Raw genomic sequence first — 25,023 nt, forward strand, 5'->3', positions numbered from 1 at the left:
TTTTTGAGGCTTTCCGTAAAGAACGAGCTTGCAAATTTACAACCTTTTTTCTTTACAATCCAAAATAAAATTTAAATCTTTTTTTGAAACTCTCAGAGAACTTAAGCCCTCACAAAACATTTTCTAAAAGAGCTTTTTTAAACTCCTTTCCTGTTTCGCTAAGCGGTTGCAAACTTACAACCCTTTTCTCTTAACTTCCAAAACAAATTTCAACTATTTTTCAGAGAACTTTTTCGCTTTAAACCTCCGCCCCTGCTGGGCTCACAGCTCCAGATCTGCATCCTTCGTTGTTTCTCAAAGCGGGTGCAAATATACAACCGTTTCTTAATTACACAAGTCCTAAACTCATCTTTTTTATGGTTTTTTTGGGTTTTTATTAACCACCACTTTTAATCCTTTGATATCCTTAAGGTTAATTAAAGGAGTCGTGGAAAAAATATTTTCAATTGAATGGGGTTTCCTGTGTTTGTGAAGGTTTAAACTCTGGAAATGCTCCTACATTATCCTTCATACATATATAGTATTAAACTTTTGCAAGAAACAAATCCTTTCCTCCCCTATCTGTTCTGAAAGAGATTCCTTCTACCGTCGGAATGATAACTTACTTCATAGAATACAATCAGTCATACTCCACTCAACTTTTCCAAATTTTTGAACTTTAGAAAAGTTACCTACCTCTCTCTAGTCACGAATTAAAGCACTAGCTTTTGATAAGCATATAATCCTGGAATTTGGAATTTTTGGTTTATCGAAACTCAGATATTTCATTTCTATATCAAGACGAATAAAAATATAGTTTATTTAGTTTCTACCCCTCACGTCATCTTACTAATGGTCAGTAAAGATGAATTCAAAAAAAAAATTATAACTGAACTTGTTGTTATGGACGGATTTAATTTCTATCCAAATACGCCACGAAAGCAGCTAAATCTTCTATGGATCTAATTTTATTTCCTTTGAGATATTTCTTTGCAGCATTTGATGTGAACACTTTCTTCACATCTCTCTGCTTAAGCTTTACATTTTTCACTTCTCCGTCATTCGAAATCACAAAAAATTCTTCATCCAGAACTATTTCTGCAGGCCTATCTTTCTCATATCCTGTTTTGGCTGCCACAGGTTCAGTTATAGTCAGAGTAGGTTTTTCCAACAATCTATATCGCTCACCGGAAAAATGTTCTTTAAAATATCCCTTTATCTGTTTATCTTCAAATCTGAAATTATCATAAATAAATGTATCACCAGCTATACGATACTCCGTTTCCTGATTTGAAGGCAACATAAATATTTCATTGCTGCCAATCTCAGTTTTTATTTCTATGATTTCCCGTGAAACATCATACCTCAGAAACACGCTGAGCGGTTCTTTCTCATTAACCAAAGCAGTACCTGGTTGAAATTCATCATTCAGATAAGGAGATCCCTCCACGGAGTTCATATTCTCATTCTTTTTAAGAGTCACCGTCATTAACCCATGATTACCACCGTCATGGATTTGCGCCCAAACATCAACATTACAAAAGAATATCGCAATTAAAGTGAAAAAACATTTTATCATACGGAGCAAATTAAGCAACAGCAAATGATTACTATCACGCGTTCAGGTGTTTAAACTACAAAATTATATCATATCTAAGGATCTCCACATATAAAATGTTGAAATTAAAAAACCACCTCGACTGGAGGTGGCTTTTCAATACTATTATAACTTTACTATCCCTGATATCCCGGATTCTGAACAATGTTGGAGTTTGCATCCAGCTCAGATAAAGGAATCGGCCACGCAGTACGTGGATCTCCGTATGGAATATTTATTACCTGTCCTTCGGAACGAACGATATCCTGCTCGGTCCTTAAAAGGTCCCAGTAGTATAATCCTTCAAAAATAAACTCTTCTCTTCTTTCCTCAAGAATATTTTCTTTTGTTACAGTTGAATAGGTGTCTGCATTCCTATGTTCAGGAATCATGTTTAACCACTGTAATGGATCCCCTTCTCCGAGCTCATATAAAGCTTCAGCATAATTAAGGACCACCTCTTCATACCTGATGACATTTATATTAGATGATCGTGACGGGAATTTCCCAAGATTTCTTAAGAATTCATCATCACCACAGGTTTCGGTTCCAAATACGTTTGTTCTCACATCACTGTCTGATTCGTATAAATTATCATAAGTGTCCTGAGTAACAGAAATATCACCATAAGAACAACCACGGTAAATGTATTCCATAGAATCACTACCTGGGTTATCAGTATCCCTGTAAGCCAATTCAAAAATTGAATTCACCCCGCCATCATTAGCAAAAGATTCAATAAACTGGTCGGCCGAAACAACAGAATACTTACCTGATTCGATCACAAGATCGGCAGCATCACGAGCCCTTTCCCAGTCTCCGAAATAAACTGCAACTCTTGATTCAAGAGAAGGAGCTACGTATTTAGATATAAACTCCTTGGAAGAATCGAAGAAATTTTCATCCATAATCTGGTAAGCTTGTTCCAGATCTGCATAGATGGCACTCTTATTATCTTCTACAGTACCACGGGCAGGAAGCAAATCCTCTCCTTTAAATTCCGTTACATATGGCACCCCAAGGCTACCACCTGTATGCTGCTGTCCAAAGGTCTTCAACAAGTCAAAATGCGCCAATGCACGAACTGCATAAGCTTGCCCCTGCATATGCCTGGCATAATCCAAATCACCTTCAAGAGTTTCTATATCAAGCTCAATTAAAATATTTGCTGTTGCAATTGCGGCATAAGCATTATCCCAGAAATATAATCCTGTAGCACCTTGAGAAAAACTCGCCTGCGTTACAAAACGGCCAGAACTACCATTAGCCCAAATGTTTGGAGTGCGGGCTTCATTTGTGACAAGATAATCCCTACCATAATAAGCTGCAGGTGTCAACCTGTTATACATTCCTTTTAAAACTCCTTCCATATCATCAACGTTGGAGAAGGCGTTCTGATCCTCTTTCTGCTGTGCCAGCGTTGGATTAAGATCATCGGTAGTACAGGAACTTACCGCAACCGATCCGGCTATAAGTGCTGTACAAACAAATTTGTTCAATATATTTTTCATAGTGTTTTTATAAATTTACATTAATACCAAAAATGATAGACCTTGTTGCCGGTGTAAACATATCTGTTGATCCAGATGCATTTACTTCAGGATCCCAGATAAGATTATCATCCTTTACCCATGTACCCAAGTTTGTTCCTCTAACAAAGATCCTTCCACTGGTGATACCCGCAGCTTCAGCAATAGAACTATTTAAGTTATAACCCACTGTCACATTACGAAGTCTTGCAAAATCTCCGTCAAATAAATATTTGGAGCTGTATTCCCAAGGCTCATATCCATGCTGCATTCTTTCAATTCGGGTTACATCCCCGGGCTGCTGCCATCTGGTCATCAGTCTGTCAATTCCCTGGTATACACCTACAGGATATAAGTTTGCCCCGGAAGTATAAAGGTGCCAGGATTCATAAACTTTATGACCTCCCTGATAGAATGCATTGGCATCAACAAAGAATCCTTTAAAATCTACGTGAAAATTAAGTCCAACATTTACAGTAGGTAGAGCACTTCCACCTTGAAAAACTCTATTGGATTCCCCAAAGCTTGTAGTTATTTCGCTTCCAACTCCGTCTGTATACCAGGTATCAAATCCCGTATCTGGATCGACCCCTGCCCAGGTTGGCAAATACCAACCATAAGCTGGATGCCCAGCCTCAACACGTTGTCTTTGCTCGGTAATGGTAATATCATTTCCTGCAGCATTTTGAGGCATTGAAGTTACTTCGTTCTCATTGGTTGCGAAGTTACCACCTATAGTAAGGTTGAAATCATCGCTTCTAACAATATTCCATTCAAGCTCTGCCTCAAAACCCTGATTGGTCATAGTTCCGACATTTTGCTCCTGATTGGCAAATCCTGTGGTTCTCGATAAAGGCACTTCCAGTAATAAATCTTTAGATTCCCTGAAATAGTAACTCATCGTACCATTAATCCTGTTTTCAAGGAATGCAAAATCAATACCTAAGTCATACTGATCACTGGTCTCCCAGGTTAGGTTCTCATTTCCAAAAGTTGAAGGATACGCTGCACCAGTACCACCATAATCTGCATCATAACTATATAAAACCTGGTAAGCATTAAGATCAATTGATGCATTACCTGTAACCCCGTAAGATCCTCGTAGTTTTAACATATTAACATTATTATTCCCTTCAAGAAAGCCCATTCTGTGGAAGTTTAATGCGGCTCCAGCAGACCAGAAGTTACCCCATCTGTTCTCCGGACTAAATCTTGAATTTCCTTCTCTACGATAGGTACCATTCAGCACATAAATATTATTGAAGGAATAAGAAGCAGTCCCCAAATAAGAAGCTACAGCCCAATCAGTAAATTCTGAAGAAGCTAACGTGGGCGTACCAGCCGAGGCCAGATTGGTAAGACCTGTGGTCACAAAGTTTTCCGCTTCAGCTTCAAGAAAGTAATTTCTGTTTTCCTGATATTCCTGTAAAACAGTAAAGTCTAATCTATGATCATTGGATTGCAGGAAATAATTAAGGGAGTTTTGAAAAACATAATTTGCAGTATTCCTGTGCGCCTGATAACCATATCCAGCCGTTGCATCTCCATCACCACTCACAGGATTTCTATATCTCTTATAATTATATATTCTGTAATCAATAGAAGCCCGGGTAGTAAAATCAAGATTTGGAATTGGTGTACTCCAGGTTAAACTGTTATTCGAAATAATTCTGGTCAATCTTTGATCATCAATATCCTCCTGAGCAATCCAGAATGGGTTTGGAAGAGAAGTATTTAAATTAAAAGAACCATCTTCATTATAGGGTTGCTCCAGTGGAGACTGAAAGAATTTCGCAGCCTGAGGAGAAGAAAAATATGCACTTCCTTCAAGAATACCATCCTGGTATGTATGAGAAGCAGTGTTAGAAGTCTGGAATCTGAAATTCTCACCTAACTGATGTGAAAAATTTACAGATCCTGAAATCCTTTCAAATTCAGACCCAATAGTTACAGCCTCCTGTGCAAAATATCCAAGAGAAGCATAGAAATTATACTGTTCATTACCACCATTTGCAGAGATATTGTATTCCTGAATAGGAGCATCATAGTTTCGTACCGCATCCCCCCAGTTCGCCTCAGGTCTTCCTTCAGCATTCCATCTACGATATGCTGCACCCTGGCTAGTTTGAGTTTCTTCACTAGAGCCTTCATATTCTCTTGCCTCTGCAGTAGTCAAACCAAGCTCTCCAAATTCCTGCCACTGATATGCTTCATAATATAGCTCCTCTCTTTGAGCTCCCGTTAATACAGTAGGCCCATCTATAGCTGGATTGGTGAAACCATAAGAAGAACTGAAGTTTATACTGGTTCTCCCTGATTTTCCTTTTTTTGTAGTAATTACAATTACCCCATTTGCTCCACGCGCACCATAAGCAGCGGTAGCAGAAGCATCCTTAAGGACAGTAATACTTTCAATATCATTGTTATTAAGAGAAGCAAGAGGATTCAAAGAAGATCCGGAAGTTGCAGCAGCCTGGTTTCCACCTGAAATGGGAACTCCGTCGATCACATAAAGAGGATCGTTTCCGGCAGTAATAGAACTTCTACCACGGATACGGATATCCTGAACAGCTCCAGGAGTTCCGGAAGCAGCAGTTATGTTCAGACCTGCAACCTTTCCTTGAAGTGCCTGATCTACAGAAGCGACAGGAACCTGCTCAATAGATTCGGAACCAACAGAAACGGCCGAGCCGGTCATATCATCCCGTCTTTTAGAAACATATCCCATTACAACCACTTCTTCAAGTTCAGCAGCATCGGGAGAAAGTGTAGCGTCAATTCTCATTGCATCTCCTACTCTCCTGCTTGCCGTCTCGAATCCAAGATAAGAGAATACAAGCATGTCACTACTATTAGCCACAATACTATAGTTTCCGTCAAAATCTGTCTGGGTACCTCTTTGAGTACCCTCCACAATCACATTTACCCCCGGAAGCGGAAGACCCTCCTGATCTGTCACTGTACCGGTTATTGTCTTGTCAGGATTTTGTGCCAGCGCCAGCTGCACAATCAACACCAGGAAAGGTGTTAAAAGAAATTGTAATCTTTTTTTCATGTTTAAGTTATTTGAATTAGCCAATTCCAAAAATGGAAATAAAATCCTAATTAACCAAATATAAAATAACTATAATATTAAATTTTATTTAGCGTTTTACCTATTTTAATACATTTTACACCATTAAAACCACTATTTTTATAAAGATTACTTAATTAAAACAATATATATCAAATTTACCATAATTCATTTATTTTGTAATATCTGTAATATTTTCAATAATTACATATAAATAATGCAATTAAGTAGCGTTGGAAAAGGATCTGGATGCCATAATTGCATTCTTCGAGGACCTAAAACAGGTAAACAGGAAACTTTCAGAACTGCTAGTATATTTCTACCGTGAAAAGCATATTTTTAAAATGTTACAGCAAAAGGAAGTAAGCTCATCACAATAATAAGTTCCAAATAACAGCACCTTATCCAGGTTATCGGGTTAAAATCTGATGCAAAAGAAGAATTAAAACGGTTGGAAAAGGATCTAATTATGTATTAAAATTAGAACAAGAAATTAAGAACCTCGCAGTTCATCGATATTCGTAATATCATAAATATATAGGAATAGAATTACAGGAAAAAATTCCATAATAAACCAAACCTAACCCCAAAATCGCGGTAAGGATATAAAGGCGCAGAAAAATTATCATTTCCTGTCAATAAGGTATGTACTTGTTCCAGCTTAAAAAAGATACGCGCCTGCCTTATCTTTCCATTAAAGAAAAAATCGACTCTTGGAAAGCCATCCATCTCCTGTTGATTCTGAACATAAAATTCTGATAAAACAGGATCATAAGCATTCATATGATAATTGGAAAAATAGTTGAAGGTAAAACCCGTTTGAAGATACAATGCCTTTTGAAACCAATGATCCTGATAATACAGAGAGTTTCTGGTTATGAAATCAGGCACGTTAAGAACTGAAGCCCCATCAAGAACTTTCTGATACAGCAAAGTATTATTAAAAGCGAATTTTCCGAAGACAAATTCCTTTTCTGCCTTTGCACGTACATAATTTACTGTTTCATCGTATTGCATAGGTCGAACCTGGTTTTCCTGATTCAGTCCAAAAAAAGCATAATTGGCCATACGCGTATATTCCACATTTAGATTGAAAAAGCGTGGGGAAACAACTGCAAAATCTAGCTTTTGTGTACTTACATTAGAAAAGTTATTCTGCCAGTTATAATTTACATAATCACTTTGATACAGCAGAAAATTAAAATTGGGTGCCTGGCTCGAAGTTGAAACTGTTACTAAAGTCCGGATATCTTCTAGTAAAGAATAAGAAAGACCTGCCTGAAGATAGTTTCCTTCAAAATCGCCGGAAACATTTATCATGCCATCAGCATGAAATTTAAAATCCCCAATGGTTTTAGCATAATTTCCTCCAACAGAAATAATATCTCCTTTTAATCGGTTAGCAATATAACCAGTCTCCAAATCTAAAGTTGAATTATAGCCATAATTATAATTTGTGAGTCCCCCTTTAAATCCTATTTCCCCAAATAAATCACTGCTATAATTTAAGGATGCTTCATTATAAACATTCTCAAGGCTTGTCTCATCCCGTAAGCCCGAAGTTTCATAAGCAGGACCAAAAAGTTCATGGGCACTGCCCTGTTCATATAGGTATTCCTTATCGCTGAAATTTAGTTTATGTCTCACAAAGAAATTTTCAGTTTCTCCAGCGCCATTTAAATAGAATCTATGGTCTAAGTAAAATCTTTTTCCGAAAAGAGTACTCTGTGCATCTTCAAAATTCACATCCAGTCTTGACCTGTCTTCAATTTCCTCTTCTCCCGCAAGATATTGCTCCAGAGACAATTCATTAAGTCCTCCATTCTCCTCATTCATCAAGTCCTGAGAAACAAAGTGGGTTTTAAGATGATATTTTTCATTGGGAGTATAATAATTGACGGTGGCCCTGAAATTTCCGGTACTCGTCAAAATATGCTGATATTTTCCGAGGGAACGCATACCTTTATAGGCAACTGAAAAGTTTAAATTCGGAGAAGTATTAACAGTAAAAAAAGCGTCCAGCACCTGTCCCTGTTCAAAAACTGTGCGGAAAAACAGCTCGGTAAATGGAGTGGGGACCCTGTAATAATCCACATCTTCTACTTCAAAAAAATTAAAATGCCTCGCCCTTGCACCAAACTCGGGCAGAAGATTTTTTCTTTCAAACTCATAAGATAACCTATTATAGGTTTGCCCTACATTAGAAAAAGGTAGTAACTCAAATCTGTCTTTTCTTAAATAATTGAACCTGTAGTCTTCTACTATAGTGAGAGTCGTATCCACAAAAGTAGTATCGTTGGATACGGTAATGATCTTATAATCGGATATCGGCGGCTTTGCTTTTTCTTCTTTAGGTTGCTCCTCAACAGATTGACTTCCTTCGGAAGTACGACCTCTAGGTTGAATTTGTCCTTGCATTATAAAAGGGACAAACAAAAAAAGTAACGTATAAATAAAATGCCTCATGATTTATTTGTAGTGAAGCAAAAGTATAATAATTGTCCTTAACCTATAGCTATTAAACAAAAAAACCGCCCAAATGGCGGTTTAAATATTAAGCTTGAATATTTCTATTCTTCAGAGTCATCTCCATCGGTGTCTCCACCATCAGTGTCATCACCATCAGTGTCATCTCCATCAGTGTCTCCACCTCCAGAACCTAAAGTGAAATTAACTGTTGCCCCTTCACCAAAATCACCTGGGATCTCCACAAGGTCATCACCGGCATAGGTAAGAGTAACAGACCCATCTGCAAGACCATCTCCATAAGAATCTCTTACAGTAAAGGTATAATCTCCTGTATCAAGACATCTTTTTACAGAAGCAGAAGCTGTACCATCAGAAAAACCGGCTCCTTCAAAAAGAAGATTATCTTCTGAATCTCTGATTTCCCAGCTGGTTTCACTCGCATAGTCATCAAAAGCAAAGTTAATACGGAATTCAGGATAAGGACAAAGTTGTGATACATTCACAGTAACGGGATCTCCAACAAAAAGACCTTCTTCATTAGCCAGGTTTAACACTAAAGTTTCACCTACAGGGCTAATATCAATATCAGAAATGTCTACTGTTAAAACTCCTTCATTACTTCCACCAGGCACAGTAACACTTCCTGGAACAGAATAAGCATCAGTACTCAAAGTAGTAGCCTCGGTCACCAATACATCAAAAGTTCTGTCAGATCCTACTACGTTAGCAGTATAAACTGTTATGTCTACGGTTGTACTTCCTCCAAGATCAACTTCCACATCTTCTGGCCAGTTTTCGAAAGTTGCATAGTTTGGCGGATTATAATCCGTTTCAAGATCACATGCTACCAGAAAAGAAGCGGAAATAATCGCTAAAAAGATTCCTAAATGTTTTTTCATAATATAATATAATTTTTATGAATTTGATTTTGCCTGACAAATGCATGCATCTGCCAGGCCAATCAATTCAAATGTTAGTCAATATTCGGGTTATTCTGAATCTCACTGTTAGGAATCTCAAAACTTAACCTTTCATCATTGTAATTAAATGATTCTCCAGCAAGTAATAAGTGGTTTGATCCACGAGTAATAGTCGCTTCATTCCTCTTCATTGCAAGATAGCTCTTACCTTCTCCCCAAAGCTCAACCCTTGTTTGAAGATAGATCTCATTTTCAAGAGCCTGACCAGACAATCCATTTACATAAGAAGTGTCATCAACTCTTTCCTCAAGAAGCATCGCAAGGTATTGTTGCGCAGTTGCCTCGTCTCCTGTTTTAGCCGCAGCTTCAGCATGCAATAAATAGAATTCAGCCACACGCATATAAACATAATCTGTGCTAATGTACCTTTGACCTCCAAGTTCACGCTCTTCAGGATAGAATTTATTAATTGGCAAAGGCATATTTGCACCAAACCCTTCTACTATTTCAAATTGATCCTTACGCACATCTCCATCAGGAATTGAGTTATAAAGACCTAAATCAATCGCTTTTGGATCTCCAACATAAGCATAGCTATAGGTAAAGATATCCATTTGACCCCACCATGAAACAAGGTTAAGCCCCTGGTTTTCTGTAAGGTCCATACCCCACATCCATCCCGGGCTGGTTACTGTGTTGAAACCACCCAAAGCTTGCTCTGCGTTAGTAAGCACGAAACCACCATTGTTAATGATATCTTCTGTAAGTGGTAACACTGAAGCATAATCACCCATAGCAGCATAAGCATAAGCCAATAATCCTTCTGCTACATATTTATTAACCTGTTCTTTTCCAGATCTATTCCATCCATCCAATAAATCTACAGCATCTGTTAAATCTGAAACAATAAGATCATACACATCAGAAGTAGGACTTAATGGCTGAGCATTAGTCTGAGTATCCGTATAGATTGGAAGGATAGGAGTTGAAGGATTGTACCCTTCAGAATAAAACTGAGCAAGGTAAAAGTATGCGTAACCACGCATTGCTTTAGCCTGTCCCATATATATTCTTCCCTCTTCTGTTTCCGGTACTGCATCATTACCACCTAAACTACCAATTACGTTATTGGCAGAAAAAATGATTCTGTAATAGTAACGCCATGGAATATAATTCCTGTTATCGGTATTATCAATAGTGGCCGTCATTCTAGCAATTCCTGAATACCAACCGTAAGTAAGACCTCCAAGGACCATGTCTGAAGACAACATGTCTGAATAAACATCATACCCTTTTTGTCCATAATCATCGTGACCGGTAGTACCTCCTGTTTCAGGCTCATACATCAGGGCGTAAATACCTGATACGTTACCTGCCTGCAATGCAGGGTTATCCTCAGAATACTCGGCCAACTGAGTACTCGATACAAACTCAGTAGGCTCGCTTTCAAGGAATTCTTCGCTACAGCCTACCATGGTAACGGCAGCTAGAGCAACTCCTATATAATATTTAAATTTCATTTTCATTATTTTTTTTAATTAAAAGTTTATTCTAACTCCTCCTGTTACCGTAGATAACGGAGAATATCTATAAGTATCAGACTCACCGGCTATGTCAGTAGACGGGTTAAACCCATCACGTGCTGATGCTAAAAATAAGTTATCTCCTGATACAAACAGAGATAGTTCATTTAAACCAATACTCTCTGTAAAAGTGCGAGGAACCGAATACCCTAAACGTACATTGTTTAAAGCCAGGTAATCTGCTTTTTCAATAAACCTTGTAGATGTTCCATTTGTATTTGGATCAAAATCATTACTTAGACGTGGCACGTCTGTAATGTCCCCAGGCTGTTGCCATCTGTTAAGGATGTCCTTATGCCAGTTATTTCCACCCACAACATCATTGTGCATAAGTGACTGATAAGCGCCGTCATAGGCATATCCACCTATTTGGTAAAGGAATTGAGCACTTAGAGAGAAACCTTTATACCCTGCGAAAAGGTTAAATGCACCACGCACATCAGGGAATGCTGATTGTCCTGTAAAATGTTCTGTAGCCTGAGCAAGTGTCTTTGTAGTACCTTCCCTAATCTCACTGCGATCTACATCTGGATTAGAACTTAGGTAATTTACCATGTTAGGAATTTGCTCCCCTGGCTGGAAAGTTCCGTTGCCATTAGCATCTAAATAATAAACTTTCCACATCGCTAAACCATCAGCAGGATCAACCCCTACATAATCTCTCAAATAAAAATCATAGATAGAATGTCCTTCAGCTCTACCATAAAAATCCTGTTGATCTAAAGCCTTTGGCTCACCAGTTGCAGGATCGATTGGCATTCTAAGAAGCTCATTATCAATCACCTCACCATTAAGGGTAACATCAAAGAATACATCGCCACGGTTTATAATGTGTGCTGTAATATCAAATTCAAACCCCTGGTTTAACAATTCTCCATCATTCACATCCATAATAGCAATCCCTGTAGATGGCGCTACTCTTCTTTCAAACAGAAGGTTCTCTGTATTTTTTCTATAGTAATCTAAAGTGATATCAAAGATATTGCCTATTCTCATTTCAACTCCCGTCTGGAACATTTTAGAAGTTTCCCAGGTTAAGTTAGGGTTTCCACGTGTATCAAAAGAGAAAGAAGGCGCATCATTTAAGTTCCCAATATCCCATTTATCATATCCTGGATAGTATCCTACTCCACCTTGTTCTCCAATAAGACCATAACTAGCTTTCAATTTCAAGAAACTGATGGTATTGTTGTTTATCATAAAGTTCTCATTTGACAACACCCATGCACCACTAACAGAACCAAATGTATCCCATTTGTCTTCAACAAATCTTGAAGAACCATCTCTACGAATACTTCCGGAAAGGAAATAAGTATCATTATAATCGTAGTTAACCTGTCCGAAATAACTCTCAAGACTATAACCTTCTGTATATGATCCAGGAGGAGAACTTACCACAACTGCATTATTCCATTCAGTTCCATTTGGATTGATAAGATTGTTCTTATTTCCGAATAGAGTCTGTAGCTCCCATGAGTTGCTTTCGTGTGCAGCTAAAGCTCCAATAGTGTGATCTCCATAACTTTTAGAGAATCTAAGTAACTGAAGGAAGTTGTACGTAAAAAGCTCTTCTTTTTCTTTATATATAGAACCACCCTGTGAAGCACTAGGACCATAGAATGGATTTTGCAAACTATTAAAGCTACTGTTGTAATATTGAGAACCAAAAGTAGTTTCGAAACTTAACCAGTCTGTAATATCTGCAGTAAGGTTAGCACTTGCATTTAATTCATGACGATTAGTAGTACTACCACTATAACTTGCATCTGCGATTGAGTTAGTAAGACCTCCAAATCCACGGCCTTCACCATAATCATATTGAGGACCACCATAAATTGGATCATCAACTATATTTCCATCACCATCTCTTAGGAATAAAGGATAGATTGGCGGAATGTTATCCACAAACCAGAAAACACTTCCTGAATCCTCAGACTGACCATTATTATTAGTTTCAGACAAGGTATATCCCATGTTCATGGAACCAGATAACCATTCCTTAACCTCATGATCAACACTCAAACGACCTGTATATCTTTCAAAGTCTGAATCAATAATATATCCTTCATCATTCAGGTAACCGAAAGACGTATAATATTTAGTACCTTCATTACCACCACTAATCCGAAGGTTAGCTTCTCTTCTCACGGAAGACTGGAAACCATAATCTTCCCAATCCTCAGGATTGTAAGATCTGGTAACACCAGGTCTAACGCTTCTTGTTTCAGGGTCAATTAATTCACCACCATCAGCAACATTCCACATATTGTAACGAGGATCTAAACCGGCATCTCCAAAAAGATTGTCATTTGCATATCCTACAGGATCCAATCCTTGTGCACGACCTGCATTATAAAGACCTTCCCAACCAAGAGCAATATATTCCTCTGGAGAGTCAAAAGTATCATATCTTGGAAGCAAACTGAAGTTTACACCAGTTCTGGTAGAAACCTCAATAGTTGATTCTCCAGATCTTCCCGATTTAGTATTGATTACAATTACACCATTAGCTCCTCGCGCACCATAAATGGCAGTTGCAGCAGCATCTTTAAGAATGGTAGTAGACTCAATATCTCCAGGGTTAATAGCATTAATGTTTCCGGTATAAGGAACACCATCTAACACATATAATGGATCTGTATTTCCATTAACAGAACCAATACCTCTAATTCTTACAGTAGCACTTTCACCTGGCTGTCCAGAAGTGTTAATAACACGTACTCCGGCAGATTCTCCGGCCAATGCCTGGGAAACGTTGGATACGTTTTTACGATCCAGTAACTCCCCTGACACAGTCTTGGCAGTACCTGTAAATGTTTCTTTTGTAGTGGTACCATAACCTACTACTACTACCTCATCCAGTTCGGCGGCATCTTCTGAAAGGGTAAGGTCAATTGTAGGAACATTCCCCACCACATATTCTACCGTTTCAAAACCTAGGTAAGAAAACACTAAAGTCTCTCCCTGGGCTGCCTGGATACTGTAATCACCATCAAAATTTGTTTGTGTACCCCTGTTAGTGCCATCCACGAGCACATTTACTCCGGGCAGGGGCAACCCCTGTCCATCGGTCACAGTCCCTGTGATCGTTTGTTGTTGCGCAAACGTAACCTGCACAACCAACGCCAATAAAAGCGTCAGAATTCCACTTAATCTTTTTTTCATTTTATAATTTATTTGAATTAGCCAACGCCAAAAATGATAATAAAAATCTAATAAAACAAAGGTTTACTTTTTGTCCAGCTGTTAACATTTTATGAATAGAAAGAAAAAACTGCATTCTTAGATTAGTTTCCTCTCCATTAAGCAAACATTTACAGATTAATTAATTGAAAAACATCCAATTTTTGTTATTATCCACAAAAATCAAAAAATTGTTAAATTAAATTCATAACGTCCATTAGAGTTAAATGATTCCTTATATGGCTTTTCACCTTGCCGGCACAAAACCATCTGAAATCTGGATCATGCATGGGAATTGAATTGTACCCCCAAAACAATTCTTTCTGATCTTTAATAATTTATAACTTTGCAGTGTATTTATCGAAAAGTACATCCCTGTCCTGTAGTAAAAACAGCATGCTCAAAAAACAACACTCGAAATTTGAATTTGAATGTGGAACCGATGAAGCCGGAAGGGGCTGCCTTGCAGGACCGGTTACTGCAGCTGCGGTTATCCTGCCGCGAAGATTCAGAAACAAAATCATCAATGATTCTAAAAAACTGAATGCTGAAAACAGGTTCCACCTTAGAAGCGTCATCGAAGAAAAAGCGGTCTGTTTTTCTGTGCACCACATTTATATGGAAGAGATAGATAGGATCAACATCTTGAATGCTTCTATCCTGGCGATGCATAAATGTATCGAAAAGCTTAAAAATGTACCTGAATTCATTTCTGTTGACGGCAACCGATTCAAAAATTTCGGAAACATTCCCCATGAGTGCATCATAAAAGGAGACGGAAAATACCTCAATATTGCAGCAGCTTCAATTTTGGCAAAAACATATCGCGATGCCTACATGACCCAGATTCATGAAGAATTCCCCATGTATAACTGGAAACAAAATAAAGGATACCCTACCATAGAACACCGGGAAGCAATTAAAAAGTACGGGATCACAAAATATCACCGAAAAAGCTTCAGACTTCTGCCAGAGCAGTTGGAACTTGCTATCTAAATAGTAAATTTGCCTTCAAATCCTTTTTCATGAGAAAAATATTTTTGCTCCTCCTTTCCCTTGCGGTTTTAAGTTGCACAGAGGATAAAACAGGTATGGGCAACATAACAGATTATATTCCGGAAAATACTGCTGTTTTAATTCAGCTGAATAACCCGGATCAATTCACGAATGATTTACGGAATAATGCCTTCTTAAAAGCCAATAATTCCTTCCCACCTTTAAAAAACCTCAACCAAAGATTATCTGCTTTTAATTACTTTTCTCATAAAAAACCTGCTCTCCTGGCTTTTTCCAGTGAAAATGAGAACCACATTTCCTATACCTATATTAGTGAGGGTATACCTGAAATAAAAAATCTCGATTCCATTCCCAACAGAAAGGTAGAAACCACAAAGGCAGAGTTCGGCGAAATTAAATCGTTTACCTTCGAGGACTACACCACGCATACCACCCAGATTGACAGCTTTTTCATTGCAAGCGATTCAAAAAAGATCCTTGAAGAGCTCCTTGAAAATAAAAATCGAAAAATTACTAACCACTCTGCCGACCTGGAAAAAGCTTTGAGAGCAGCATCTGATAGAAATCCGACGGTATTTATCAGTCATGAAAATATTTCTGAAATATTTCTAAATATGCTGCCCGAAGGATCTGCCTCATTCCTGAATAATTTCAGCAACTGGACGGCTCTGGATACAGAGGTAAATCAGAACATGATAAAGCTGGATGGGATTACAACGGCTACAGACACTCTTCCGAAATTCATAAATCTCTTTGAAGACGTGAATCCTGCCCGAAATGATCTGGCAAGTGTAACTCCCGGGGGCGCTTCAGGGTTTTTGTCGTATGCATTTCAGGATTTTCGCAACCTGGAAACCAATTTGCTCAAACAAAACTCCAAACAACCTTCAGAAAATAATACGTCCAAAGAAAAAACCCTTCTTGAAAATGCTTCCGAAATTGGGGTGATCTATACCGAAGAAGGAAATATTTTTGCAGTGAGAAGCATTGGCAGTGAACCACTGGAATCTTTTGCAGCAGGTTCAAATCTGGCAGAAGAATTCAGAAGCATCGAAATTTATGGTTATGAAGATGCACAAATATTCCAAGCGCTTCTGAAGCCTATAATTTCCACCGGAAACCTGAAGTATTCTGCTCAAGTAGATAATTTCCTCCTTTTCTCGGAAGGCATAGAACCACTCAAAGAAACGATTGCTGAAATTCAGAATAAAAATACTTTTGCAGAAAACCCCGCATATCTTTCTGCATCTGAGAATTTAAGCACAGAAGCTTCTGTTTTATGGGTATCAAGAAACGGCAATTTTAAAACATTTCTGGCAGATAAGGTTTCCGAAGAAAACAGATCTGCTACCAAAGATATTTCAGTAGATGAATTTCCTTTCACAGCTTTTCAGCTAATCTACAACAGCAACTTTGCGCATGTTCATGCTATTCTTGAGAAAAATGAACAAAAATTAAGCTCTGCCGGGGTTCAGCAAACGGCTACGGTAACGCTGGAATCACCCGTTGCGGGACCTCCTGTCTTTATAAAAAATCACCGCACCAAAGGCATGGATGTGGCAGTTCAGGATACCGATAATAACCTGTATCTAATTTCTGAAAGCGGAAATATTTACTGGAAAAAACAACTGGAATCCCGTATTTTAGGAAGCATTCAGCAGGTAGATATTTTCAGAAACGGAAGGATCCAGCTGGTTTTCGCAACCCCGCATAAGTTGCAGGTGATCGACCGGGAAGGAAATGAAGTAAAACCTTTTCCGCTGGAATTTAATGATGAGATCACTCAACCCCTGGCACTGTTCGATTACGACAATAACCGGAAATACAGGTTTGTAGTCACCCAGGGAAGAGAGGTTTTAATGTATGACCGCAAAGGCGCCCGTGTTAAAGGTTTTGGATTTACAAAAGCAGCAGACCGTATTTCGCAGCAGCCAAAGCATATTAGAATGGGGAACAAAGATTACATTGTCATCCCTGAAACCACCGGAAAGATAAACATCCTGGACCGAAGAGGAAATGTTCGGGTGCCTGTTAAGGAACAACTTGATCTTTCTGGAAATCATCTGTATGAATACAACAACAACTTCACCTCTACCAGTAAAAATGGGGAACTTATAAAAATTACCCAGAACGGAAATATTTCCAAAGAAGCACTGGGGCTGGGAGAGAACCACGCTATAGATGCTACGGCTAAAACGCTGGTAACACTTTCTGACAACCAACTTAGTATAAAAGGCAATACTGTAGAACTGGATTTTGGACTGTACACCGAGCCTGAGATCTTCGTCCTGAATAATAAACTTTACATCCAGGTAACCGATACGCAGGCGAAAAGAGTTTTTCTTTTTGACAGTAATGGAGCTTTGCTGCCGGGCTTTCCGGTTTATGGCACTTCAGTCATCGACCTGAACAATATTGATGGTGACAGAAATCTGGAGTTTGTAGTAAAAGGTGAAGATGATACGCTGTTACTGTATGAAGTGAAGGAATGATTCAGTTTTCAGTCTTCAGTACAAATTGAAATAATATCAAAATATTGAAATTTGAACCTTAATTTTTTTACCGGAGTTCTGCCTCAAAAAGGGCAGTGAAATGCTTCTTTATTTTTTCTTTGATCTCAACTGTAGAAACTTCAGGAACGCCGAGCTCCACGTTTAAAGAAGTGACGGCTTTTCCTTTTATTCCGCAGGGAACAATATTATCGAAATAGCCGAGATCTGCATTGACATTAAAGGCAAATCCGTGCATGGTGACCCAGCGGCTGGCACGAACGCCCATCGCACAAATTTTCCGCGCGAAAGGAGTGCCAACATCCAGCCATACACCGGTTTCCCCGGAACTTCTTTCAGCTTTTACGCCGTATTCTGCTAAAGTCAGAATAATCACTTCCTCCAGCAGCCGCAAGTATTTGTGGATGTCTGAAAAAAAGTTTTCAAGATCGAGGATTGGATATCCTACAATTTGGCCGGGCCCATGATATGTAATATCTCCTCCCCTGTTGATTTTGTAGAAAGAAGCGTTTTTTTGCTTCAATTGTTCTTCGTCAATAAGAAGATTGCTTTTATCGCCGCTTTTGCCAAGCGTGTAGACATGAGGATGCTCCACAAAAAGCAGGTAATTGGAGGTAGGATCTGTACGTTCTTCTCTTCGGTTCCTGATCTTTTGATCCAAGATTCCTTTAAAAAGGCTCTCCTGGTAATCCCAGGTTTCTTTGTAATCCTTCAGCCCCAGCTCCTGTAATGTTACAACTTTATTCAAATGGAAATTATCTTTAAACATTCCTCTTCATTTTATCAATTTCAGCAACTTCTTATAGCCTGAAGTTACTTTCCCGACTTATTTAAAATAATCAAAGCTGCAAGCACACCGGGAATCCAGCCGAGAAGCGTAAGGATCAACACAATTAAAACAGATCCGCAACCTTTATCTATCACAGCTAAAGGCGGAAATAATATTGACAGTAAAACTCTCCAGATGCTCATATCAGGATACAAATATAAGATTTTATCCGGCATAAAAATATGGGGCGGGACTACAGAAAAAACAATTGATTGATTACCGGATTGTCTGTATCTTTGCCAGTCAATTTCAAAAATATACCATGTCATTATCTGAACAGGAAATTATTCGCAGAGAGAAACTGAAATCCTTAAGAAACCTGAACATAGATCCATATCCGGCAGCTCTTTTTCCGGTAGATCATACTACTTCAGAAATAAAAGCTGAATTTGAAGAAGGCAAGAAGGTGGTGATTGCAGGAAGATTGATGTCGAGAAGGATCCAGGGAAAAGCCTCTTTTGCGGAAATCCAGGATTCTCAAGGAAGAATTCAGGTGTACTTCAACAGAGATGAAATTTGCACGGGTGAAGATAAGAGCAAATACAATGATATTTACAAGAAATTGCTGGATATAGGCGATTTTATTGGAATTGAAGGAGAGCTTTTCAAGACGCAGGTGGGAGAAAAAACCGTCATGGTGAAAGATTTCACGCTTTTAAGTAAATCTTTAAAACCGCTGCCACTTCCAAAAACTGATAAAGAAGGAAATACACACGACGAATTCAATGATCCGGAATTAAGGTATCGCCAGCGATATGCAGATTTGGTGGTGAATCCAAAAGTAAAAGAAATATTTGTAAAGCGTACGAAATTGTTCAATGCGATGCGGAATTTCTTCAACGACAAAGGATACTTTGAAGTTGAAACCCCCATTTTACAGTCTATTCCCGGTGGTGCAGCTGCAAGGCCATTTATCACACACCACAATGCGCTAGATATCCCTTTATATCTACGGATTGCGAATGAACTTTATTTGAAAAGACTCATAGTAGGCGGGTTTGACGGAGTGTATGAATTTTCCAAAAACTTCAGGAATGAGGGAATGGACCGTACCCACAATCCGGAATTTACTGCCATGGAAATTTACGTTTCCTACAAGGATTATAACTGGATGATGGAATTCACCGAAAAATTGTTAGAGCATTGCGCTGTTGCCGTAAACGGTACTACAGAAGCTAGTTTCGGAAAACATCAGGTTGACTTTAAAGCTCCTTATGCCCGCGTCACCATGACCGATGCGATCAAAACTTTCACCGGATTTGACATTACAGGGAAATCTGAAAAGGAATTGTATGAGGCTGCCAAAGGAATGGGCATCGAGGTGGATGAAACCATGGGGAAAGGAAAACTGATTGATGAAATTTTCGGAGAAAAGTGTGAAGGCAACTTCATCCAACCTACCTTCATTACAGATTACCCTAAAGAAATGAGTCCGCTGTGTAAAGAACACCGTGAAAATCCGGAGCTTACAGAGCGTTTCGAATTAATGGTCTGCGGAAAAGAGATCGCCAATGCTTATTCTGAGTTGAATGACCCAATCGATCAACGTGAGCGGTTCGAGGAACAATTACAACTTTCCGAAAAAGGGGATGATGAAGCAATGTTTATTGATAATGACTTTTTACGGGCACTGGAATACGGAATGCCACCTACATCGGGACTCGGAATTGGAATGGATCGATTAATAATGTTCCTCACCAACAACCAGTCTATTCAGGAAGTACTGTTCTTCCCTCAGATGAGACCGGAAATAAAAGTAGAGCTTTCAGAAGACGAAAAGAACGTTTTGAATATTCTGAAGCCTAAGAAAAAAATGGAACTGGAAGACCTGAAAACTCAATCTACTCTTTCCAATAAAAAATGGGATAAAACCATTAAAGGCTTAACCTCCAAAAAACTGGTAAAAGTAGAAAAGACAGAAGACAACCTTTTTGTTGAACTGAAATAGTTTTTATCTACTATAAGTACGAAATCCGGGCAATTGACCCGGATTTTTTTATTTATTTCCTAATATATCGCCCAGTTTATCTCCCATTCCCGAAGTTCTGTCACTGCTGTTTTCGTCTTCACTTAAGTATTTATCCACCTGGCTTTGCATTCCTGCCGGCAATTTGTCCTTAATAAAAGATGCGACGGTGTCTACTGCTGTTTTTGCCTGTGATTCCGAAATTCCTGCTCGTTGAGCTACAAGGTTTACCACTTTTTTCATTTTCCTGATTTTTTTTGTTAATGCATTATAATGTAATGTATTATAATTAATTACTATACAACATGTACTGGCTTAACAAATCTTTGTCATCTATTCGTACCCACGGAAAAACAAAAGGTTATTAAGAAAGGTTCATTGGGAAATAGACTAGTTTTTTTAATACAATTTTAAACCTTTTATAAATCTCATTGTCAAACAAAAGCAAAACGCAATTTCAGTTTATTTAGCAGCTTTTGTTTATTATACGAAGCTGTTTATATAAATTGAAGCTTTTTAAACTTCAAATTTTCATTTAATGAACAACCGCCTATTGCATCGGCTGGGTCTTGTTTTCCTGGCATTTTCAATATCGAGCTGTGCTGTCTTCCAGCCAGACAAACCAAAAACAACTGCCGGTTCCGGCGAAAAATCCGGTGACAAGAATTCACTCAAAGCTTATGATAAAGTAATCACCAAATCTGCAAAAACAGATGAAGGATTGTTTACCGTTCATCGTGTTGATGACGATTATTTCTACGAAATCCCCGATAGTCTTTTTAACCGTGAAATGCTCATGGTTACCAGAATAGCACAAACTGCTTCAGGTATTGGTTTTGGCGGTGGAAAACAGGACACCCAGGTTTTACGCTGGGAAAAGAAGAACAAAAAGGTTCTTTTAAGAGTTGTTTCCCATGAAGTCTTTGCTGCAGATTCATTACCAATCCACGAGGCCGTTGTAAATTCCAACTTTGAACCTATTCTTTTTTCATTTGATGTGGAATCCATCAGAAAAGATTCTGTTGGCAATGCAACGGTGATCAAGGTGAACGATCTTTACGAAAAAGACGTCCAGGCTCTTGGTTTTCCTGAACGTAAAAGGAAAGATTATAAGATCTCCAGACTTGATGAAAACCGGTCTTATATTGACACCATCAGGAGTTATCCCGAAAACATTGAAGTGCGTCACGTTAAAACTTATAATGCAGGAGAGCCTCCTTCAAATGCAAGTACTGCTTCCATTTCAGTAAAAATGAGTAATTCCATGATCCTGTTACCAAAAGTTCCAATGAAACGCAGGTATTTTGATGAACGTGTTGGGTGGTTCGCTAGGGGGCAGACAGATTACGGACTCGACGCGCAGGAAAGCAAAACAGTACGTTACCTTGACAGGTGGAGACTTGAGGTGAAAGATGAAGATCTTGAGAAATTCAAGCGTGGAGTACTGGTAGAGCCAAAAGAACCTATTGTATATTATATTGATCGTGCCACGCCCGAAAAATGGGTGCCTTATATCAAGCAGGGAATAGAAGACTGGCAGGAAGCTTTTGAGGCTGCCGGTTTTAAAAATGCCATTATTGCCAAAGATGCTCCCTCGGCTGAAGAAGATCCTGACTGGAGTCCCGAGGACGTGCGTTATTCGGTAGTGAGGTACCTGGCTTCACCAATACCAAATGCCAATGGCCCACACGTGAGTGATCCCCGTTCGGGAGAGATTCTGGAATCGGATATTAACTGGTACCATAACGTGATGACGCTACTCAGAAACTGGTTTTTTGTACAAACAGCAGCCATTAACGAAGATGCACGAGGGGTGGATTTCAAAGATGAGATCATGGGAAGATTGATAAGATTTGTATCCTCTCATGAAGTTGGACACACTCTTGGATTACCCCATAACATGGGAAGTAGTTCTGCATATCCTGTAGAATCTTTACGAGACCCTGAATTCACGAAGAAGTATGGAACTGCACCATCCATCATGGATTATGCACGTTTTAACTACATTGCACAACCCGAAGATGGAGATGTTGCCTTGATGCCGAACATTGGGACGTATGACAAATATTCCATTGAATGGGGGTATCGTCCAATCCTGAACACCACGGCAAAAGAAGAAAAAGAGACGCTTGATTCCTGGATCCTGAAACATCAGAACGATTTGAACTATCGCTTCGGAAGTCAGCAAAGCGGCGGAGTCATTGATCCGAGTTCTCAAACTGAAGACCTGGGTGATGATGCTGTACTTGCCAGTCAATATGGTATTAAAAACCTGAAACGCATCGTTCCTAACCTTATTGAATGGACTGCAGAAGACGGTAAAGATTACGCAGATCTAAAGACCATGTACGAGCAGGTACTAAGCCAGTACAACAGGTACATGGGTCACGTGACTGCCAATGTTGGAGGTGTGTATAAATACACCAAAACCTACGATCAGGATGGCGCTGTTTACACTCACGTTCCTGTAGAAAAGCAGGAAAAAGCAATGCAATTCCTTCAGGATGAATTATTCTCTACTCCCGAGTGGCTGATTGATCAGGAGATTTTTAACAAGGTCGAATTTGATGGAAATATTGAAAGAGTAAGAGAGACTCAGGAAAGAACCCTAAACAATCTTCTTGACTTCGGAAGAATGGCCAGGTTGATCGAAAATGGAGAAATTAACGGAAATCAGGCATATTCTCTCATGGACATGATGACCGACCTAAGATCGGGCATCTGGAGTGAACTAAGAAGTGGAAGCGCCATTGAAACCTACAGACGTAACCTTCAGCGGGCTTATATTGACCGGATGGAATACTTAATGACCGAAGAGCAATCTGAGATTCCGTCACGTTACCGAAGCTGGATTTCCAGAAGTAACGTGGATGTGGCACAGAGTGATATTCGTCCTGTGGTAAGAGGAGAATTAAAAAACCTTCAACGGGATCTTCGAAATTCTATTGGAAGAAGCCGGGACACTATGACAAGATATCACCTGCAGGATGCTCTTGAACGAGTCAACTTAATCCTGGATCCTAACAGCTAAACGTAACTGTACCGCTGTATTTCAAGCTGTCTGAAAAGAAATTTTCAGACAGCTTTTTTTATGCAAAAATCTGTATAACAATATTTTAAAAATAGTTAATTCAAAATTTTTTAGGATTAAATAAGAAATTTCTTTCATTCATTTGGATAGGCTTAACAAAGGCGTTAAAGTAGCATTAAAGTCGGCTTCATTCCTATTAAAAATTTTTCCTCTCCAATTAAAATCTCCATTTTGGACCCGATTTAGTAACCTAAAAAAACAAGTATGAAAAATGTATTAATGAATTTTAAAGAGTATTCCCTGTATTTCGTAATGTTCTTTATGACACTGGGCTTAACCAGCTGTAGTGATGATGATGACGGAACAGTAGATCCGATTGTTGTGGACACTGGAAGTATCACGGCTGAAGACCAGACTATAACAGGTAACACAATTACGGTACAATCTGTAATGGTAGGACAGGATAGTTGGTTGGTAGCTGTACATAGTGATGAGGAAGATACAGAAAACTTCATCGCTGGACCTATGTGGATTGGAGAAGGTACAGAGACAGATATCATGTTAGAATTAAATGACAATGCCAATCTGGAGACTGATGACGACGGAAATGAAATTTCTCTTCAACTTTATTCTGATAATGGAACCCAAAATCAATGGGATGATGAGGATGAATTAATTACAGATGAGAACAATGCAGCAATCACAGAAACAATTACTGTATATTCCACAGGATCTTTCGCTGATTACGATACTGATGCTGATGGTTTTATCGATGAAAACGAATTTCCCAACACGTTTGAAAACGATCTTGAAACATGGGATGTCGATGGAGATGGTTCTTTAAGTAATGAGGAATTTTATAACACTACGTTTGCCAACACTGATGTCGATGATGATGATTTCATAGATGAAGACGAATGGAACACAGGTTATGCAAGTATGTATGGCGTGTATACTGATGATGATTTTGCAACCTATGATGCAGATGCTGACGGTTATATTGATAACGATGAATGGAATGCTGTTTATGCAGAGTCTGAATGGTATGAAACGTATGATGCGGATAGCGACAATATGGTAACTGAAGATGAATGGAATCAGGGACTATATAATGATTGGGATACAGATGCCGACGGTATGATTAACGAAGATGAATACAACGTGTACAGTCCTTATACTTATTACTGGTAAGATATATCTCTGTAACATAAGAAAAAATGAGCCGGAATTTTCGAGGGCACTGAAAAAGTCTCTCATTTAATTGAATTAAATGAAGACAAAGGAGCAGAAACCGTAGTGTTTCTGCTCCTTTTTTCGTATATTAAATGCTGACAAAC

General features: G+C 38.7%; 15 protein-coding genes. 5 read left to right on the plus strand and 10 right to left on the minus strand.

Going from position 1 to position 25,023, the window contains the following annotated elements:
* Nucleotides 1-892: 892 nt before the first annotated feature.
* The 7 genes from IE056_RS17725 to IE056_RS17755 form a co-directional block, all read right to left on the minus strand.
* The gene (locus IE056_RS17725) at nucleotides 893-1,558 is read right to left on the minus strand and encodes a hypothetical protein (protein ID WP_189606330.1); all 666 of its coding nucleotides are present in this window, start codon (nucleotides 1,556-1,558) and stop codon (nucleotides 893-895) included.
* A gap of 155 nt (nucleotides 1,559-1,713) precedes the next feature.
* On the minus strand, nucleotides 1,714-3,087 hold the full coding sequence (locus IE056_RS17730; protein WP_189606331.1) for a RagB/SusD family nutrient uptake outer membrane protein: 1,374 nt from the start codon (nucleotides 3,085-3,087) through the stop codon (nucleotides 1,714-1,716).
* Between the two features lie 7 nt (nucleotides 3,088-3,094).
* Nucleotides 3,095-6,160: a SusC/RagA family TonB-linked outer membrane protein gene (locus IE056_RS17735; RefSeq protein WP_189606332.1), complete on the minus strand. Its 3,066-nt coding sequence runs from the start codon at nucleotides 6,158-6,160 to the stop codon at nucleotides 3,095-3,097.
* 567 nt (nucleotides 6,161-6,727) lie between these two features.
* Nucleotides 6,728-8,644, minus strand: a complete 1,917-nt coding sequence (locus IE056_RS17740; RefSeq protein ID WP_189606333.1) for a putative porin — start codon at nucleotides 8,642-8,644, stop codon at nucleotides 6,728-6,730.
* Nucleotides 8,645-8,748: 104 nt separating this feature from the next.
* Nucleotides 8,749-9,546, minus strand: a complete 798-nt coding sequence (locus IE056_RS17745) for a hypothetical protein (RefSeq protein WP_189606334.1) — start codon at nucleotides 9,544-9,546, stop codon at nucleotides 8,749-8,751.
* Nucleotides 9,547-9,620: 74 nt separating this feature from the next.
* Nucleotides 9,621-11,087, minus strand: a complete 1,467-nt coding sequence (locus IE056_RS17750; protein ID WP_229793814.1) for a RagB/SusD family nutrient uptake outer membrane protein — start codon at nucleotides 11,085-11,087, stop codon at nucleotides 9,621-9,623.
* An 18-nt stretch (nucleotides 11,088-11,105) separates the two neighbouring features.
* Entirely contained in the window at nucleotides 11,106-14,315 is a 3,210-nt protein-coding gene (locus IE056_RS17755) for a SusC/RagA family TonB-linked outer membrane protein (protein WP_189606336.1), read from the minus strand.
* Between the two features lie 414 nt (nucleotides 14,316-14,729).
* On the opposite strand from IE056_RS17755, the gene rnhB reads away from it, so the two are divergent.
* Both rnhB and IE056_RS17765 read left to right on the plus strand, forming a co-directional pair.
* Complete coding sequence (gene rnhB / locus IE056_RS17760) at nucleotides 14,730-15,329, plus strand: ribonuclease HII (RefSeq protein WP_189606337.1); 600 nt, start codon at nucleotides 14,730-14,732, stop codon at nucleotides 15,327-15,329.
* A 29-nt stretch (nucleotides 15,330-15,358) separates the two neighbouring features.
* Nucleotides 15,359-17,842, plus strand: a complete 2,484-nt coding sequence (locus IE056_RS17765) for a hypothetical protein (protein WP_189606338.1) — start codon at nucleotides 15,359-15,361, stop codon at nucleotides 17,840-17,842.
* Nucleotides 17,843-17,909: 67 nt separating this feature from the next.
* On the opposite strand, the gene lipB is transcribed toward IE056_RS17765, so the two are convergent.
* Nucleotides 17,910-18,608 carry a lipoyl(octanoyl) transferase LipB gene (lipB, locus tag IE056_RS17770; RefSeq protein ID WP_189606343.1) on the minus strand — a complete coding sequence of 233 codons (699 nt, stop codon included), beginning with the start codon at nucleotides 18,606-18,608 and terminating at the stop codon, nucleotides 17,910-17,912.
* A 65-nt stretch (nucleotides 18,609-18,673) separates the two neighbouring features.
* Complete coding sequence (locus IE056_RS17775; RefSeq protein WP_189606344.1) at nucleotides 18,674-18,832, minus strand: YqaE/Pmp3 family membrane protein; 159 nt, start codon at nucleotides 18,830-18,832, stop codon at nucleotides 18,674-18,676.
* A gap of 119 nt (nucleotides 18,833-18,951) precedes the next feature.
* Between IE056_RS17775 and lysS the strand changes: the two genes are divergently transcribed.
* Nucleotides 18,952-20,637 (plus strand): lysine--tRNA ligase, encoded by a 1,686-nt coding sequence (lysS, locus tag IE056_RS17780; protein ID WP_189606339.1) that lies wholly within the window; start codon nucleotides 18,952-18,954, stop codon nucleotides 20,635-20,637.
* A 48-nt stretch (nucleotides 20,638-20,685) separates the two neighbouring features.
* Here lysS and IE056_RS17785 read toward each other — a convergent pair whose 3' ends face one another.
* Nucleotides 20,686-20,898 (minus strand): HU family DNA-binding protein, encoded by a 213-nt coding sequence (locus IE056_RS17785; protein ID WP_189606340.1) that lies wholly within the window; start codon nucleotides 20,896-20,898, stop codon nucleotides 20,686-20,688.
* A gap of 295 nt (nucleotides 20,899-21,193) precedes the next feature.
* Here IE056_RS17785 and IE056_RS17790 point away from each other — a divergent pair, with 295 nt between their 5' ends.
* Nucleotides 21,194-23,686: a zinc-dependent metalloprotease gene (locus IE056_RS17790; RefSeq protein ID WP_189606341.1), complete on the plus strand. Its 2,493-nt coding sequence runs from the start codon at nucleotides 21,194-21,196 to the stop codon at nucleotides 23,684-23,686.
* A 264-nt stretch (nucleotides 23,687-23,950) separates the two neighbouring features.
* Nucleotides 23,951-24,877: a DUF7282 domain-containing protein gene (locus IE056_RS17795; protein ID WP_189606342.1), complete on the plus strand. Its 927-nt coding sequence runs from the start codon at nucleotides 23,951-23,953 to the stop codon at nucleotides 24,875-24,877.
* Nucleotides 24,878-25,023 lie beyond the last annotated feature (146 nt).

It is taken from the genome of Salinimicrobium marinum (assembly GCF_014651535.1).
GTDB classification, from domain to species: domain Bacteria; phylum Bacteroidota; class Bacteroidia; order Flavobacteriales; family Flavobacteriaceae; genus Salinimicrobium; species Salinimicrobium marinum.

Coding starts and splice junctions, on each gene's coding strand:
- IE056_RS17725 (WP_189606330.1), bottom strand. CDS start 1,558: ATGATAAAATGTTTTTTCACTTTAATTGCGATATTCTTTTGTAATGTT.
- IE056_RS17730 (WP_189606331.1), bottom strand. CDS start 3,087: ATGAAAAATATATTGAACAAATTTGTTTGTACAGCACTTATAGCCGGA.
- IE056_RS17735 (WP_189606332.1), bottom strand. CDS start 6,160: ATGAAAAAAAGATTACAATTTCTTTTAACACCTTTCCTGGTGTTGATT.
- IE056_RS17740 (WP_189606333.1), bottom strand. CDS start 8,644: ATGAGGCATTTTATTTATACGTTACTTTTTTTGTTTGTCCCTTTTATA.
- IE056_RS17745 (WP_189606334.1), bottom strand. CDS start 9,546: ATGAAAAAACATTTAGGAATCTTTTTAGCGATTATTTCCGCTTCTTTT.
- IE056_RS17750 (WP_229793814.1), bottom strand. CDS start 11,087: ATGAAATTTAAATATTATATAGGAGTTGCTCTAGCTGCCGTTACCATG.
- IE056_RS17755 (WP_189606336.1), bottom strand. CDS start 14,315: ATGAAAAAAAGATTAAGTGGAATTCTGACGCTTTTATTGGCGTTGGTT.
- rnhB (WP_189606337.1), top strand. CDS start 14,730: ATGCTCAAAAAACAACACTCGAAATTTGAATTTGAATGTGGAACCGAT.
- IE056_RS17765 (WP_189606338.1), top strand. CDS start 15,359: ATGAGAAAAATATTTTTGCTCCTCCTTTCCCTTGCGGTTTTAAGTTGC.
- IE056_RS17775 (WP_189606344.1), bottom strand. CDS start 18,832: ATGAGCATCTGGAGAGTTTTACTGTCAATATTATTTCCGCCTTTAGCT.
- lysS (WP_189606339.1), top strand. CDS start 18,952: ATGTCATTATCTGAACAGGAAATTATTCGCAGAGAGAAACTGAAATCC.
- IE056_RS17785 (WP_189606340.1), bottom strand. CDS start 20,898: ATGAAAAAAGTGGTAAACCTTGTAGCTCAACGAGCAGGAATTTCGGAA.
- IE056_RS17790 (WP_189606341.1), top strand. CDS start 21,194: ATGAACAACCGCCTATTGCATCGGCTGGGTCTTGTTTTCCTGGCATTT.
- IE056_RS17795 (WP_189606342.1), top strand. CDS start 23,951: ATGAAAAATGTATTAATGAATTTTAAAGAGTATTCCCTGTATTTCGTA.